The organism is Herbaspirillum sp. GW822-FHT03A08, from assembly GCF_058801885.1.
The window spans coordinates 206,941-222,099 of the sequence record NZ_JBXANR010000001.1 but is presented as its reverse complement, the minus strand read 5'-3'; the positions used below and the strand labels follow the sequence as shown (position 1 = coordinate 222,099).

Below are 15,159 nucleotides of genomic sequence, written 5' to 3'. Positions count from 1 at the left end.
GGGCGGTGCTGATGGCGGCTATTTCAGTTCGCGGCGTGAGCGTACCGTATCCAGAATCTTGCAGACTTCTTCCGTCGCATCAAGAATGCGCGGCCCCGGCCGGTTAAGCCAGTCGGCGTTGACCGTGAAGAGTGTGTCGGCGTTGACGGCCTTCATTTTGCCGAACCGGCGCCAGTCGTCGAGCGGATGATCTTTGGCATCGTCAGGCGCGAGAATGGCGTCGGGGTCGGCGGCAATTACCGCCTCCAGGCTGACGTGCGGCGCCAGTTGCGGCAAGTCGGCGAAGATATTGCTGCCGCCGCAAGTGCGTAGAACGGACGACACCATATGCTTGCCGTTGAGCGTCATCAACGGCTGTCCCCATATCTGATAAAACACGCTGACAGGTTCGCGATCGCGATAGGTCCGGGCCAAGGCTTGCCAACGCTGGCGAAAACCAGCGGCGGCCTTGTTGCCTTCGCTTTCGGTTCCGCTCAGTACCGCAAGCCGCTCCAGCGAGGTCGCAATGGTTGCGTAGTCGGCCGGTTGGCTTTCGAACACGGGCAAGCCGAACGACCGCAGTTTTTGCAATTGCGCGACTGCGTTGCCGCTGTGCCAGGCGACGATCAGGTCGGGTTTGAGTGTGAGGATTTTTTCGATGTCGACGGCGCTGATGCGGCCGACTGAGGCGACTTGCAAAGCTGCAGGCGGATAGTTGCTGTAGTGGCTGACGCCGACAACGTAAGGACCCGCGCCGGCGGCGTAGAGCAATTCCGTGGTGTGCGGTGACAGGCTGACGATGCGGCGGGCGGGGCGTTCCAGATGGATGTCGTTGCCGTAGTCGTCTTTGACAGTGATGCCGCTTCCGACCGCAGTGGCAGCGGCCGCGGCGGTAGTGCCGGCTGCGGCGCCGACAGCGCAGAGCGCCGCAAGCAGCGATGCGACCGGCCAATACCGCATCAGATTTCCAGGTTGTCGATCAGGCGTGTCTTGCCGAGTTTGGCGGCAGCGACGACGACCAGCTGTGCGCCCTGTTCGAGGTCGGCAGCCGATGGCGCCTGCAAGTTCATGCGCTTGCGGATCGAGATATAGTCAGGTTGCCAGCCGCGTTGCGCCAATACATCCATGGCCTTGCGTTCAAGCTGTGCCACATCCGGACGGCCGCCACGCATTTCAGCGGCAACCTGATTGAGTACTTTGTACAGTTCCGGCGCTTCGGCGCGTTCGTCTGCCGACAGGTAACCGTTGCGCGACGACAGCGCCAGGCCGTCGTCGGCGCGCCAGGTTTCGGCGGCGATGATTTCGGTGGGCAGAGCAAATTGACGCGCCATGTTGCGCACGATCATGAGCTGCTGGTAGTCCTTCTTGCCGAACACGGCAACGCGCGGCTGCACACAGGAGAACAGCTTGAGCACGACGGTTGTGACGCCGGTAAAGAAGCCGGGGCGGAATTCACCTTCCAGGATGTTGCCGAGGTCGTCCGGCGGCTGCACGCGATATTCCTGCGGTTCCGGATAGAGATCTTTTTCGGTCGGCGCGAACAGCACGTAGACGCCTTCTTTTTCCAGCTTCTCGACGTCTGCCTGGAAGGTGCGCGGATACTTGTCGAAATCCTCGTTCGGTCCGAACTGCAGGCGGTTCACGAAAATCGACGCCACCACCGGATCGCCATGCGTGCGCGCCAGGCGCATCAGCGACAGATGGCCTTCGTGCAGATTGCCCATGGTCGGGACGAAGGCGGTGCGCAGCTGGCCGCGCAGTTGATCGCGCAGTTCTTCGATGGACGAGATGATTTTCATGTTGTGTTTCTTTGATTAGGGTACGGAGGCGGGCTGAGCAGATACCAGATTCACAGAGCTGAAAAAAAATCAGCTCGGCGAGTACGACAGCCGCACGTATATCGGCGCGAAGGCTTCAGCCTGCGTGATCTCGATCAGGGTTTCTTTGGCCAGTTCGAGCAGGGCGATGAAGTTGACCACTACCACCGGCACGCCGCGCATCGGGTCGAACAGATCGGCGAACTCGACAAAGCGCGCCGATTGCAGGCGGCGCAAGATGCCGGTCATGTGCTCGCGTACGGAAAGCTCTTCGCGGCTGATGTGATGGTGGGCGGTGAGTTTGGCGCGGCGCATGATGTCGCTCCACACCGATTGCAGATCGTCGAGGTTGACGTCCGGCCAGCGGGTGACGACGGTCTGTTCCACATACACCTGAGTGCGCACATAGTCGCGGCCGACTTGCGGCAGCGAATCGAGTTCCTGCGCGGCCAGTTTCATCTGCTCGTACTCCAGCAGGCGGCGCACCAGCTCGGCGCGGGGATCTTCGGCTTCTTCGCCGGTGTCAGCCTTCTTGACCGGCAGCAGCATGCGCGATTTGATCTCGATCAGCATCGCGGCCATGAGCAGGTATTCAGCGGCCAGTTCGAGATTGTGCTTGCGGATCTGCTCGACGTATTCCAGATATTGCAGGGTGACCTGCGCCATCGGGATGTCGAGGATGTTGAAGTTTTGCTTGCGGATCAGGTACAGCAACAGATCCAACGGCCCCTGGAAGGCTTCCAGAAACACTTCCAGCGCGTCCGGAGGGATGTACAGATCAGTCGGCAGCTTGAACAGCGGCTCTCCGTACAGTTTGGCGAAAGCGACGCCGTCGACCACATCCGGCGTGGTATCCGGCTGGCCTGCCAGCGTCAGTTCAGCAGCGTCGGAGGATTGATTCCCGGCGTTTTCGATCATGCTGGCTTAGTGGTTTTGGTAGACGTAAGGTTGTTGCTTGACGCGGGAATCCTTGTCGCGTGCGGTCTTGTCCAGATCCAGGGGCGCCTTGTCCCACAGCAGGGCACGGCCGGCGCGTTGTTGTTCTTCCAGTTTCGGATTCTTTTCCTTGAGCTCGGCGATGAACTTGGTCGCTTCGGATTCGTAGGATTTGAAAAGTTTGAAGAATGGCATGGTTTTTCCTGGAAATTCTTATTAACTGGCTAATAGGCGCTATTCTACCCTGTCTTGAAGCCCGAGAATCAAAGATGGCAATGATGAGAAACAAGGTGTTGGCGTGGTGCATGGCCGCTTGCGCGGCACTGCTGGCGCTGGGATGTGATCGCGACGGCAATCCCGTACAGGAGTTTGGCTTGGACAAGTTGAATAAAGGCGCCTCGACCGAGGCGGACGTACGCGGCGTCATGGGACAGCCCGACAGCGTGCGGGAAGAGAGCGGTGAACGCATTCTGGAATACCCCAAGGGGCCGCAGGGCGTGCGTACCTGGATGTTCCGTATCGGCACTGACGGAAAATTGACAGACTATCAACAGGTGCTGACGGACGAAAATTTCGACAAGGTGCAAAAAGGCATGACGCGCGACGAAGTGCGCAACCTGCTTGGCCGTCCGCGCACCGTGGTGCCGTTTGCGCGCAAGCAGGAAGAAGTGTGGGACTGGAAATACCTGCATGTCCACGAAGAACGCCTGTTCAACGTGCATTTCGACATGCAGACCGGCAAGGTCGTGCGCATGTCGATTTCGGAAATTTCCGGGCACTGATCAGTACTGCGCGCCCGGACAATCAGGGCGGATGCGAATAGTCGCCGAATTCCTGCCGGGCCTGAGCGACGGTCGGATCGTCGCCGATGTTCATGCGGCTCCTGCGCAGCATGCCGGCGTCGTCCAGCACAGAGTATGCCGTTGAACAAAACAGCGAATGCATGCGGCGCATGTCGCTGATCAGATCCAGATGCAGCGAGCTGGTTTCGATGCTTTGCTGGGTTTCACCGGCGAGGCGAATCAGGTGGGTCTTGGAATAGGCGCGTTCAAGATCGCGGAAAGCCTCCTTTTCGGCCAGCAGCTTCTGCGCACTTTTCAGATCGCCATCGAGAAATACCGACAAGCCCAACTGCAGGCTGGTCACCAGACGCGCGTGCATTTCGCAGACTTCGGTCATGCCGGCATCTGAGAAAGTGCGTTGCGGCGCAATCTTCTTGCTCTCGATTCCTTTGACGATGCGTTCGATGATGTCGCCTGCCTGTTCCAGATTGATGGTCAGGGTGACGATGTCGGTCCAGCGGCGCACTTCCTTGTCGTTCAGTTCTTCACGCGACACGCGCGCGAGGTACATCTTCACCGCGGTGTAGAGTTTGTCGACGTCGTCGTCGAGCTTGCGGATCTGCTGCGCGCGCAACTGATCGTTGTTGCGGATGACAGGCAGCAGGCTCAACAGCATCTTTTCGATCAGATCGCCGATGCGCAGCACTTCGCGCGAAGCATTGGCCAGCGCCAGCGAAGGCGTGTCGATGGCGCCCGGATCGAGATGGCGTGCTGCGATGGCGGCGTCATCATCCTTCTCTGTTTCCGGCAGCAGGCGTGTGCACAGACGCGCCATCGGTTCCACCAGCGGCAGCAGCAGTCCGCAACGCACGGTGTTGTACAGCACATGGAAAGCGACCACGCCAAAGCGAAGATCTTTGGTCAGCAGAGCAATCCACACTTCCAGATAGTTTATGAAGGGCAGCACGACAATTGCGCCGGAGAGCCGGAACAGCATGCTGCCCAGCGCCACGCGCCGTCCAGCCACATTCTGGCTGGCTGCGGTCAGCAGGGCCAGGATGCCGCTGCCCAAGTTTGCGCCGATGACCAGGCACAGCGCCACCTTCAGCGAAATGATGCCGGACGTCGCCAGCGTCGCTGCCAGCAGGACGGCGGCGAGACTGGAATAGGTCAGCATCGCGAATATGGCGCCGATCAGCGCATCGAGGACGATGTCGCCGGTCAGCGTCGAGAACAGCACCTTGATGCCGGCGCCCTGGATCATGGGGCGCGTGGCGGCGGTGATCATTTCCAGCGCCAGCAGGATCAGGCCGAGGCCGATCACGGCGCGCGCCATGCGGCCGATCGAGGTATGGCGGCGCGACAGATACACCACCACGCCACCGAAAATCAGCAGCGGAGAAATCCACGACAAATCGAAACTCAGCACGCCCGTCATCAGCGCCGTGCCGACATCGGCGCCGAGCATGATGGTCAGCGCCGGCGTCAGGGTTACCAGGCCCTGGGCGACAAACGAGCACACGATGACGGCGGTGGCGTTGCTGCTCTGAACCAGACTGGTCACGCCGACGCCCGCGAGGAAGGCAAGGCTGCGGCGTTTGATGCTGGTGCTCAGGATGCGGCGCAGCTGCGCGCCGTACACGCGCAGCACGTCGGTGCGCACGATGTGGGTGCCCCAGACCAGCAGGGCCAATGCAGAGAGCAGGTTGAGTAAGGTGGTCATGGCTCCAGCAAATGTTGAGTCAGTTCAGCGAATCCGGCGCCGCTGGGCTGGTGCGTGATGAAACGGGGCGGATGCGGCAGGCGATCGGCAAAGTTGAGCACGTTGGCCACGCCCACCGACAGCGGGAAATAGGCGAACATCGGCGCATCGTTGGGCGAGTCGCCTGCGAACACGCAACGGTGGCGTTCGGCGTCGTCGTCCAGATCGATGTCGTAGCGTTCCTGCATCATCAGGCGCGCCATGCTGAGTTTGTCGTAGTTGCCGAACCAGCCGTTGACGTGAATCGAGCTGATCTTGGCGGTCATGCCAGCGTCTTCCATAATCCTTACGATGCAATCGATTACATCAAGTTCCAAAGGAGGGACATCTTCGCAGAAATCAATAGCCAGATCGTATTGGCGGCAGAACTGGTCCGATGCGACTGCGCAGCCCGGTACTTCGCGCAGGATCTTGTCGCGTACTGCAGCAAGGCGCACGGTGTTTTCGCGCCGGATGTTTTCTTCCAGCAGATGGCGCGTATGCAGCTTGCCGGTCTTGCTGTCATGCCACATATACAACGCGCCGTTCTCGCCGATGACGCCGTCGACCGGCCACATGCGCGCAATGTGATCGCACCAGCCGGCCGGACGCCCGGTCACCGGGATAACGCGCAGGCCGCTGCGTTGCAGCGACTCCAGTGCTTCATAGGCCTGAGCGCTGAGCTTGCCGTCGGTGGTGAGCGTGTCGTCGATATCGGTGAAGACCGTCCGGACTTCTCTGGCGAGTGCGCGTGGCAATTGATTCAGCGCTTGCATGTCAGCTCCGGCGCGCGCAGCGTTCGGTGAACCACGCGGCAAAATCGGCGCGCTGTTGTTCCGTCATGTGCAGGCCGCACTTGGTGCGGCGCCACAGCACATCGTCAGGCTGGTAAGCCCATTCGCGCATGATCAGGTAGTCGACTTCACGTTGCACCAGTCCGCCGCCGAAATCGCGGCCCAGTTCTTCCGGCGTTTGCGCTTCTTTCAGGATTACGTGCGCGTTACGGCCGTGGCGGCCGAACAGGCGTGTCAGGAAATGGGCGTCGAGCCGGGCGTATTTCTTCTTCAGGTAATCCAGCTCCTGTGCGCGGTCGGCGCGCTTGAACTTGCCGCCTGGCAGAGCCTCCTGGTTGGTCCACGAACCACGGCGTGTTTTGGTCCACGGCGCCAGCTTTTCCAATACGGATTCCGCGAGGCGGCGATAGGTGGTGATCTTGCCGCCGTAGACCGACACGCAGGGCGTGTTCTCGGCGTCTTGCAACACCAGCGTGTAGTCGCGTGTGACGGCGGACGGATTGTCCGACTCGTCGTCGAACAGCGGACGCACGCCGGCGTAGCGCCAGACGATGTCGGCGTGAGCGATTGGTTCGGCCAGGTATTGATTGACGGCGCGCAGCAGGTAGGCTTCTTCTTCCGCACTGATTTTGGCGCCGTTGTCCATGTTCTCTTGCGGGACATCGGTGGTGCCGATCAGGGTGAACTTGTCTTCGTAAGGGATCATGAAGACGATGCGCTTGTCGTCGTTTTGCAGGATGTAGGCATGCTCACCCGCGAACAGGCGCGGCACGATGATGTGGCTGCCGCGCACCAGCTTGACGGCGGCATGTTTGCTGCCTTGTGCGGTCGGATTGAGCAGGTGATCCATCTTCGCGACCCAGGGGCCGGCGGTATTGACGACGACGCGTGCGGTGAGATTCTGGCGTACGCCGGTGATGGTGTTTTCCAGTTCGCATTGCCACACGCCGTTGGTGCGCCTGGCGTCAACGAGGCGGGTGCGGGCGAAGATGTCGGCGCCGTGTTCCTGCGCGCTTTGCAGATTCAGGATGACCAGCCGCGCATCGTCGACCCAGGCGTCGGAATAGGCGAAGCCGCGGGTGATGTCCGCGCGCAGGCCGCTGGGTGCATCCATGCGATCCAGTTCGATGCCGCGCGAATGCGGCAAGGTAATGCGGCCGCCGATATGGTCGTACATCCACAAGCCGAGACGGATCATCCAGCGCGGACGCAGGCCTTTGACGTGCGGCATGACGAAGCGCAGCGGCCATGCAATGTGCGGCGCGATGTTGAGCAGATGTTCACGCTCGGCCAGCGCCTCGGCGACCAGGCGAAATTCGTAGTATTCGAGATAGCGCAAGCCGCCATGGATGAGCTTGGTGCTAGCCGACGAGGTCGCACCGGCGAAGTCGTTTTGTTCGCACAGGGCTACCTTCAGGCCGCGTCCGGCTGCATCACGCGCGACGCCGGCGCCGTTGATGCCGCCGCCGATGATCAGGAGGTCGTAGGTTTCCGGACTGGCTGTAGGAGTCAGTAAGGTCATTGCTTTGCTCGCTTGCGGTTGGTTTTGTTGTTTGATGCCGTATTTGCTGCTTCGGTTGTGGCAGTTGTTTGTTCTTGCTGTCCCAGCTCTTCCACCAGCAATCTGGCGGTGGGTTCGTCGATCACCAGTTCGTTGATGTAGCCGCCTGTCAGTGCTGCGCGCAGGCCGGGAATTTTGCCCTTGCCGCACACCACGCAGATGGAGTGCGCCGCGCGCTGGAAGCGATCCAGATCCGGACCGCTGCTGCGCGCATTCAATGCCACGTCTTTCCAGCTGCCATCTTCGCGGAAGAACACCGTGGCGATGTCGCCGACCACGCCGTCCTTGAGGATGTCTTGCCGGTCGTGTTTGTCAAGGTAGCCGCCGGTATGGATGTGGCTGCCGGTTTCCGCTGCGCCGATGCTGAACAGCAGGATCGAGGCGTTGTTTTGCAAGGTGCGGATGGTCTTGATGCTGCGTTCGCGCCAGAGCGCGTTGCGCGTGTCGGCATAGTCGAAAAAGGCCGGCACCGGAAAGCTGTGCGCTTGCGCGCCGTAGTTTTGTGCGAAGCGCGAAACGATCGACTCGCCGAAGGTATTGACGATATTGGCGCCGGCGCCGGATCCGTTGAGCTGAACCACTGCAACGCCATGGACATGTTTGGGCACCAGATTCTCGGCGATGGCGGCAACGGTGTTGCCCCAGGCCAGACCGATGACGGTGGAGGGCAGCACCAGCGAGTTCAGGTAGGCAGCGGTATGCGCGGCAACGCGCTGCATGCTTTCGCGTTCGTTGGCCGATGCAGGCACCGGGACGACCTGGATCGAGCGCAGTGAATAGTGTTTCCTGATGACGGCCTCAAGATTGCCGGACAGCTCCAGCGGATCATGCACGCGGATCTCGACCAGACCGTTTTCCATGGCGTAAGACAGCAGCCGCGACACGGTGGCGCGCGAAGTGCCCATCTCTTCCGCGATGGCGGCCGTGGTCATGTTCTGAAAGTAATACAGACGCGCCACGCGGACGGCGGAATGCGCGATGCTCTGACGATCTGCTGTAGCCATATTTCAGTTTGGACAAATGATCATTTGTTTTGAACGTTTGTACAATAATCCAATTGAGCTTAGAAATCAAGTCAAGCCAGTCGTGAGCAGGGCTGTGGTGTATCGATATGCAGAGTGCCGACGGGGTGTGAAAAGAATGACGTGCGGAAGCTGCACAGGGAGGAGATGTCCGGACGTAAAAAAGCCGCCATACACCGGCGAATGACGGCGTATAGCGGCTTGAAATACGGCGGGGTGTCTAGTTGCGCAGCCAGCGGCGCATCACGATAGGCGAGGGCTCCATCGGATTGGCGCGGGTGTATTCCAGTTCCGGTGCGATTTCAAAGCCGAAGGCGGCGTAGACGTCGAGCAGTTGTCCCTGATCGGTCCTGACCGCCAGCCGGAGTTCGCCGATGTCGGCCGCCAGCGCGCGGTGGATCAGTGCTTCCATCAGATGCTGCGACAGGCGCTCGCCGCGATAGCTCGGCAGAATGCCCATGCGCAGGATTTCCCAGACGTCGAGCTCGGTATCCAGCGGCAGCCAGCGCACCGAGCCGGCCGGGACGTTGTCGCGCAGCAGCACAAAGCCGCCGCCGCGCTGCAGGTCTTCGGCGACGCGTTTCGGGTCTTCACGGTGGCCGCTGGAACTTGGCGCCACCTTGTTGGCCCAGCTGCCTCGCGTGATTTCGGCGATCAGCTCGGCGTCGTCAACGGTGGCTTCACGGATCAAAAGGTCAATGTCTGCCATGGTGCGATAGCCCGGCTTAACGAACGCGCATGCCCGGCTCGGCGCCTGGCCACGGGTTCAGCACGTAGATACCCGGTTTGGCTTTTTCATCCTTGGCGGAAGCGGCCAGCACCATGCCTTCGGAGATGCCGAACTTCATCTTGCGCGGCGCCAGGTTGGCAACCATGACCGTCAGCTTGCCGACCAGCTCTTCCGGCTTGTAGGCCGAAGCGATGCCGGAGAACACATTGCGCATGCGGCCTTCGCCGGCGTCCAGCGTCAGGCGCAGCAGCTTGGTCGAACCTTCGACCGCTTCGCAGTTCACGATCTTGGCAATGCGCAGGTCGATCTTGGCGAAATCGTCGATGCTGATTTCAGGGGCCAGTTCTTCGATGGCGGCCTCCGCTGTCTCTGCAGGTGCAGCAGCGGCAGCTTCAGGCGCATCGAACAGCGCATCCAGCATCTTCGGATCGACGCGTTGCATCAGGTGAGCGTAGGCGTTGATGACATGACCATCAGGCAGCGCGGTTTGCACATCGGCCCAGGTGAATGGCGCGACGTTGAGGAAGCCTTCCACTTGTGCCGCCAGTTGCGGCAGCACCGGTTTCAGATACACGGTCAGGATGCGGAAGGCTTCCAGCAGGCGGCTGCAGACTTCATGCAGTTGCGCGTCCTTGCTGCTGTCCTTGGCCAGTTCCCATGGCTTGTTGGCGTCGACATAGGCGTTGATGACGTCGGCTTGCTCCATGATCGCGCGCAGGGCCTTGCCGTATTCGCGTTGCTCGTAAAGTGCCTGAATTTCCGGCGCGATGCCGCGCAGTTTCGCCAGGAAAGCGTCGTCGCCGGTCGCCCACGCAGTCGACAGCTTGCCGTCGAAACGTTTGGCGATGAAGCCCGCAGCGCGGCTGGCGATGTTGACGTACTTGCCGATCAGGTCGGCGTTGACGCGTGCAACGAAATCGTCCGGGTTGAAGTCGACGTCTTCGACCTTGGCGTTGAGTTTGGCGGCGATGTAATAGCGCAGCCATTCCGGGTTCATGCCGATGTCGAGGTAGCGCAGCGGCGAGATGCCGGTGCCGCGCGACTTGGACATCTTCTCGCCGCTGACGGTGATGAAGCCGTGGGCGAACACGTTGTTGGGCACCTTGCGGCCGGCGAACTTCAGCATGGCTGGCCAGAACAGCGTGTGGAAGTAGGTGATGTCCTTACCGATGAAGTGGTACTGCTCGGTCTTGTCGTCCACCATGAAGGCGTCGAAGTCGCGGCCGATTTTGCCGAAATAATTCTTCAGCGAAGCCAGATAGCCGATCGGCGCGTCCAGCCAGACGTAGAAGTATTTGCCCGGCGCGTCGGGGATTTCGATGCCGAAATAGGGCGCGTCGCGGCTGATGTCCCAGTCGCCCAGGCCGCTTTCACCATCGAGCCATTCGCGGCACTTGTTGGCTACTTCCGGTTGCAGGCGATTGTTATCGAGCGCCCATTCACGCAGGAAAGCGACGCATTTCGGATCGGACAATTTGAAGAAAAAGTGTTCCGACGACTTCATTACCGGCGTGGCACCGGACAGGGTCGAATAGGGATTCTTCAGGTCGGTTGGCGCATAGACGGCGCTGCAGTTTTCACAGGAGTCGCCGTACTGGTCCTTGGTGCCGCACTTCGGGCATTCGCCCTTGATGTAGCGGTCCGGCAGGAACATGCTTTTGACCGGGTCGAAGAACTGGTCGATGGTTTTGGTCGTGATCAGCTTGGCATCATCGCGCAACGCACGATAGATGTCTTGCGACAACTGGTGGTTTTCTTCGCTGTCGGTCGAGCTCCAGTTGTCGAAGGCGATGTGGAAGCCGTCCAGGTATTGCTTGCGGCCGGCTGCGATGTTGGCGACGAACTGCTGCGGCGTCACGCCGGCCTTTTCAGCCGCGATCATGATCGGTGCGCCATGCGCATCGTCAGCGCCGACGAAATGGACTTCATGGCCCTGCATTCGTTGGAACCGGACCCAGATGTCGGCCTGGATGTATTCCATGATGTGGCCGATGTGGAACGCGCCGTTGGCGTAAGGGAGGGCGGTGGTAACGAAAAGTTGGCGTGGCGATGAAGTGCTCATTGGCAATGCTTGCTGGGTGGGTGAAAAGAAAAAGAGGGTCATTTTAGCAGTCGCGGGGCTTTTGGCGCAGTCTTGATAGACAAACAAGGCGCAAAGCATGGTCGCCGGAGCAGTGATTTGATGTCTGAATGGCAATTTTTTGCCGGTGATGCTTTGCCGATCCGCCTGTGGCGGCAGCCCGATTAGTTTAGACTTGCGGGTGCATTAAAAGCAGGTCTATCAAGGAGAGGTAATGAGCATCACCACCGAAGCAGTCAAAACAGCGCTTTCCCAGGTCATCGATCCCAACACGGGCAAGGATCTGGTCGCAGGGAAATCGGTCAAGAACATCCAGCTCGATGGCGCCAATGTCGCCTTCGACGTCGAATTGGGCTATCCCGCCAACAGCCAGATCGAACTGATCCGCAACGCCGCCGAGAGGGCGGTGCAGGATGTGGCCGGTGTCGGCTCGGTCAAAGCCAACGTTTATTTCAAGATCGTCGCGCATGCCGTGCAGCGCGGTATCAAACTCAAGTCCAACGTCAAGAACATCATCGCGGTCGCGTCCGGCAAGGGCGGCGTCGGCAAATCGACGACCGCCGCCAACCTGGCGCTGGCACTGGCCGCTGAAGGGGCCAGCGTCGGGATTCTGGACGCCGACATCTATGGTCCGTCGCAGCCGATGATGCTGGGCATCGACGCCAAGCCGGAAACCAAGGATGGCAAAACCATGGAGCCGCTGGAAAATCATGGCCTGCAAGTGTCGTCCATCGGTTTCATGATCGACCCGGACGAGCCGATGGTGTGGCGTGGTCCTATCGTCACGCAAGCCTTGCAGCAGTTGCTCGACCAGACCAACTGGCGCGATCTGGATTATCTGATCGTCGACATGCCGCCGGGTACCGGCGACGTGCAGTTGACACTGTCGCAAAAGGTGCCGGTCACCGGTGCGGTCATCGTGACGACGCCGCAAGATATTGCCTTGCTGGATGCGCGCAAGGGTCTGAAGATGTTTGAGAAGGTCGGCATCCCCATCCTCGGCATCGTCGAGAACATGAGTACGCATATCTGCTCCAATTGCGGTCACGCCGAGGCGATCTTCGGCAGCGGCGGCGGCGAGAAGATGTGTGCCGACTTCGGCGTTGACTTCCTTGGCGCTCTGCCGCTGACGATGGCAATACGCGAACAGACCGATTCCGGCCGTCCGACCGTCGTGGCCGAACCGAACGGTCCGGTTGCGGAAATTTACAAGAACATTGCGCGCAAGGTCGCTGTCAAAGTGGCGGAAAAAGCTAAGGACATGACCAGCAAGTTCCCGAGCATCGTGATTCAGAACGATTGACCTGAAACTGCTGATGCGGCCGAAATGCCGGTGCGGCCTGCGGGTGTTGTTTGTGTGTCCGGCTTTTTCGCCACTGTTGTATCTGATCAATGTAGTGTATTGAGGAGACATGTAATGACACCCCTGGCATCCCGTTTGATTCAAACCTTGTTCTGTTCGGCAGTGCTGCTGGTATCGGCAGCATCGACGGCATCCCTGGCGCAGGCGGCGGAACCTTCCGTCTCCTTCACCGCGCCAATGGACGGCGCCACCGTCACCAGCCCGTTCGACGTCAAGTTCGCCGTCTCCGGTATGGAAATCAAGCCGCTGGGCGACATGACGCCCAACACCGGCCATCATCATCTGCTGATCAATACTGGTCCTATCCCTAAGGGCGCGCCGATTCCGATGGACGACACGCATTTGCACTACGGCAAAGGCCAGACCGAAGCCAAGATCACGCTGCCGCCGGGCAAATACAAGCTGACCATGCAATTCGGCGACGGCGCGCATCAGTCATACGGCCCTGCCATGAGCAAGACAATCAATATCACCGTCAAGTAAATCCGGGTCGGTGCGCGGCATGATTCCATGACCGCTCCCGACGCGGTAAAATGACGGCTTTCCGATCAGACTGACAACGGCTTTGGCGTTCCAAGGCCGTTTTTATTTATCATGACATCCACAGACCAGACTGCTCCTTCCGCCGAACCCGTTCACACCCAGGTTCGTACCCGTTTCGCACCCAGCCCGACTGGTTATCTCCATCTGGGCGGCGCGCGTACGGCCTTGTTCTCGTGGGCCTATGCGCGCCGTTTCGGCGGCACCTTCATCCTGCGTATCGAAGACACCGATCTGGAGCGTTCCACCCCGGAAGCGGTGCAGGCCATCATCGACGGCATGCAATGGCTGGGCCTGGAACATGACGAAGGTCCGTTCTATCAGATGAAGCGCATGGAGCGCTATCGCGAAGTCGTGGCGCACATGCTGCAGCAGGGTACTGCCTACTATTGCTATTCCTCGCCGGAAGAAGTCGAAGCCATGCGCGAGCGCCAACGCGCCGCAGGCGAAAAACCGCGCTACGACGGCACCTGGCGTCCTGAGCGTGGCAAGGCCTTGCCGGAAATTCCGGAAGGCCGCAAGCCGGTGGTGCGTTTCCGCAATCCGCTCGACGGCGACGTGACCTGGGACGACGTGGTCAAGGGACCGATCACGATTTCCAACCGTGAGCTGGACGACTTGGTGATCGCGCGTCCGGACGGCACGCCGACCTATAACTTCTGCGTCGTGGTTGACGACTGGGACATGCGCATCACCCACGTGATCCGCGGCGATGACCACGTCAACAACACGCCGCGCCAGATCAACATCCTCAAGGCGCTCGGCGGCACGCTGCCGCTGTACGGCCACGTGCCGATGATCCTCGGCGCCGACGGCGAGAAGCTGTCCAAGCGTCACGGCGCGGTCAGCGTGATGGATTACCCGGCGCAAGGTTTCCTGCCGGAAGCCATGCTGAACTATCTGGCGCGTCTGGGCTGGAGCCACGGCGACGAAGAAATTTTCTCGATGGAACAATTCTGCGAATGGTTCGACCTCGATCACCTGTCGAAGTCGCCGGCGCAATTCAATCCGGAAAAGCTGGCGTGGCTGAACAACCATTACATCAAACTGGCCGACAACGAGCGCCTCGCCGCACTGGTGCGTCCGCTGCTGGAAAAAGAAGGCGCGCAGTTCGACGGGGCACCTGCATTGGCGCAAACCATCGCGCTGCTCAAAGAGCGCGCCAACACCGTCAACGAACTGGCGCCTGCGGTCATGATGTTTTATCGCCAGCCTGCGCCTGATGCCGCATTGGTAACGCAGCACATCACCGACGCCATCAAACCGGCGCTGCAAGATTTTGCGGCACGCTGTGCGACGGTGGAGTGGAACAAAGCAGCACTGGGCGCGATGATCAAGGAAGTACTCGCCGCGCATACGCTGAAGATGCCGTTGCTGGCGATGCCTTTGCGCCTGATCGTCGCCGGTCAGTTGCAGACGCCGGCAATTGATGCAGTGCTGGAATTGTTCGGCCGCGAAGTCGTGCTGGCGCGTTTGCAAAACTATTTGTAATAAAGAAGAGGGTTTTTCCGAAAACCCTCTTGCTATTTACCAATGCATGTTGCATAATCTCGCTTCTTCGCAAGGGGGTATAGCTCAGCTGGGAGAGCGCTTGCATGGCATGCAAGAGGTCAGCGGTTCGATCCCGCTTACCTCCACCAGCGACTAAGTAGTAAAAGTAGTAGAGTAAATGCTAGTAATAAACTGTGATGCCACACAGTCGGTAGTAAGGTAACAGCTGCGGGACAACACAATGTCCCCATCGTCTAGAGGCCTAGGACATCACCCTTTCACGGTGAGTACGGGGGTTCGAATCCCCCTGGGGACGCCAACGT

The 15,159-nt window shown here is 60.0% G+C and carries 14 protein-coding genes and 2 tRNA genes; 6 read left to right on the top strand and 10 right to left on the bottom strand.

What is annotated here, in order from left to right; translation table 11 throughout:
* Positions 1–18: 18 nt before the first annotated feature.
* From AC1RN6_RS01130 to AC1RN6_RS01115, 4 genes are all read right to left on the bottom strand, one after another.
* Positions 19–939 carry a cobalamin-binding protein gene (locus AC1RN6_RS01130; protein WP_493002423.1) on the bottom strand — a complete coding sequence of 307 codons (921 nt, stop codon included), beginning with the start codon at positions 937–939 and terminating at the stop codon, positions 19–21.
* On the bottom strand, positions 939–1,778 hold the full coding sequence (panC, locus tag AC1RN6_RS01125) for a pantoate--beta-alanine ligase (protein ID WP_493002421.1): 840 nt from the start codon (positions 1,776–1,778) through the stop codon (positions 939–941). Before panC ends, AC1RN6_RS01130 begins: the two co-directional genes overlap by 1 nt.
* A gap of 69 nt (positions 1,779–1,847) precedes the next feature.
* Complete coding sequence (locus AC1RN6_RS01120) at positions 1,848–2,714, bottom strand: segregation and condensation protein A (RefSeq protein WP_493002420.1); 867 nt, start codon at positions 2,712–2,714, stop codon at positions 1,848–1,850.
* A gap of 6 nt (positions 2,715–2,720) precedes the next feature.
* Positions 2,721–2,927 carry a DUF3460 family protein gene (locus tag AC1RN6_RS01115; RefSeq protein ID WP_493002419.1) on the bottom strand — a complete coding sequence of 69 codons (207 nt, stop codon included), beginning with the start codon at positions 2,925–2,927 and terminating at the stop codon, positions 2,721–2,723.
* 74 nt (positions 2,928–3,001) lie between these two features.
* Between AC1RN6_RS01115 and AC1RN6_RS01110 the strand changes: the two genes are divergently transcribed.
* On the top strand, positions 3,002–3,514 hold the full coding sequence (locus AC1RN6_RS01110) for an outer membrane protein assembly factor BamE (RefSeq protein ID WP_493002418.1): 513 nt from the start codon (positions 3,002–3,004) through the stop codon (positions 3,512–3,514).
* A gap of 22 nt (positions 3,515–3,536) precedes the next feature.
* Here the strand turns inward: AC1RN6_RS01110 and AC1RN6_RS01105 are convergent, their stop codons facing one another.
* The 6 genes from AC1RN6_RS01105 to metG all read right to left on the bottom strand — a co-directional run bounded on the left by AC1RN6_RS01105 (position 3,537) and on the right by metG (position 11,424).
* Positions 3,537–5,237 carry a Na/Pi cotransporter family protein gene (locus AC1RN6_RS01105; protein ID WP_493002416.1) on the bottom strand — a complete coding sequence of 567 codons (1,701 nt, stop codon included), beginning with the start codon at positions 5,235–5,237 and terminating at the stop codon, positions 3,537–3,539.
* Positions 5,234–6,031: an HAD-IIB family hydrolase gene (locus tag AC1RN6_RS01100; protein WP_493002414.1), complete on the bottom strand. Its 798-nt coding sequence runs from the start codon at positions 6,029–6,031 to the stop codon at positions 5,234–5,236. The genes AC1RN6_RS01105 and AC1RN6_RS01100 overlap by 4 nt, the downstream gene beginning before the upstream one ends.
* A 1-nt stretch (position 6,032) precedes the next feature.
* Positions 6,033–7,571 (bottom strand): glycerol-3-phosphate dehydrogenase, encoded by a 1,539-nt coding sequence (gene glpD / locus AC1RN6_RS01095; RefSeq protein WP_493002412.1) that lies wholly within the window; start codon positions 7,569–7,571, stop codon positions 6,033–6,035.
* Positions 7,568–8,614, bottom strand: coding sequence for a sugar-binding transcriptional regulator (locus AC1RN6_RS01090; RefSeq protein ID WP_493002410.1), 1,047 nt, complete (start codon positions 8,612–8,614; stop codon positions 7,568–7,570). The genes glpD and AC1RN6_RS01090 overlap by 4 nt, the downstream gene beginning before the upstream one ends.
* A 238-nt stretch (positions 8,615–8,852) precedes the next feature.
* Positions 8,853–9,332: a GNAT family N-acetyltransferase gene (locus AC1RN6_RS01085; protein ID WP_050476982.1), complete on the bottom strand. Its 480-nt coding sequence runs from the start codon at positions 9,330–9,332 to the stop codon at positions 8,853–8,855.
* 25 nt (positions 9,333–9,357) lie between these two features.
* On the bottom strand, positions 9,358–11,424 hold the full coding sequence (metG, locus tag AC1RN6_RS01080; protein WP_493002409.1) for a methionine--tRNA ligase: 2,067 nt from the start codon (positions 11,422–11,424) through the stop codon (positions 9,358–9,360).
* Positions 11,425–11,656: 232 nt separating this feature from the next.
* Between metG and apbC the strand changes: the two genes are divergently transcribed.
* From apbC to AC1RN6_RS01055, 5 genes are all read left to right on the top strand, one after another.
* The gene (apbC, locus tag AC1RN6_RS01075) at positions 11,657–12,745 is read left to right on the top strand and encodes an iron-sulfur cluster carrier protein ApbC (RefSeq protein WP_493002406.1); all 1,089 of its coding nucleotides are present in this window, start codon (positions 11,657–11,659) and stop codon (positions 12,743–12,745) included.
* Positions 12,746–12,859: 114 nt separating this feature from the next.
* Positions 12,860–13,288, top strand: coding sequence for a DUF4399 domain-containing protein (locus tag AC1RN6_RS01070; protein ID WP_493002405.1), 429 nt, complete (start codon positions 12,860–12,862; stop codon positions 13,286–13,288).
* Positions 13,289–13,399: 111 nt separating this feature from the next.
* Positions 13,400–14,836: a glutamate--tRNA ligase gene (gltX, locus tag AC1RN6_RS01065; protein ID WP_493002404.1), complete on the top strand. Its 1,437-nt coding sequence runs from the start codon at positions 13,400–13,402 to the stop codon at positions 14,834–14,836.
* 73 nt (positions 14,837–14,909) lie between these two features.
* Positions 14,910–14,985 (top strand) — tRNA-Ala (locus AC1RN6_RS01060).
* Between the two features lie 94 nt (positions 14,986–15,079).
* A tRNA-Glu gene (locus AC1RN6_RS01055) sits at positions 15,080–15,155 on the top strand.
* The last annotated feature ends 4 nt before the right edge of the window (positions 15,156–15,159 follow it).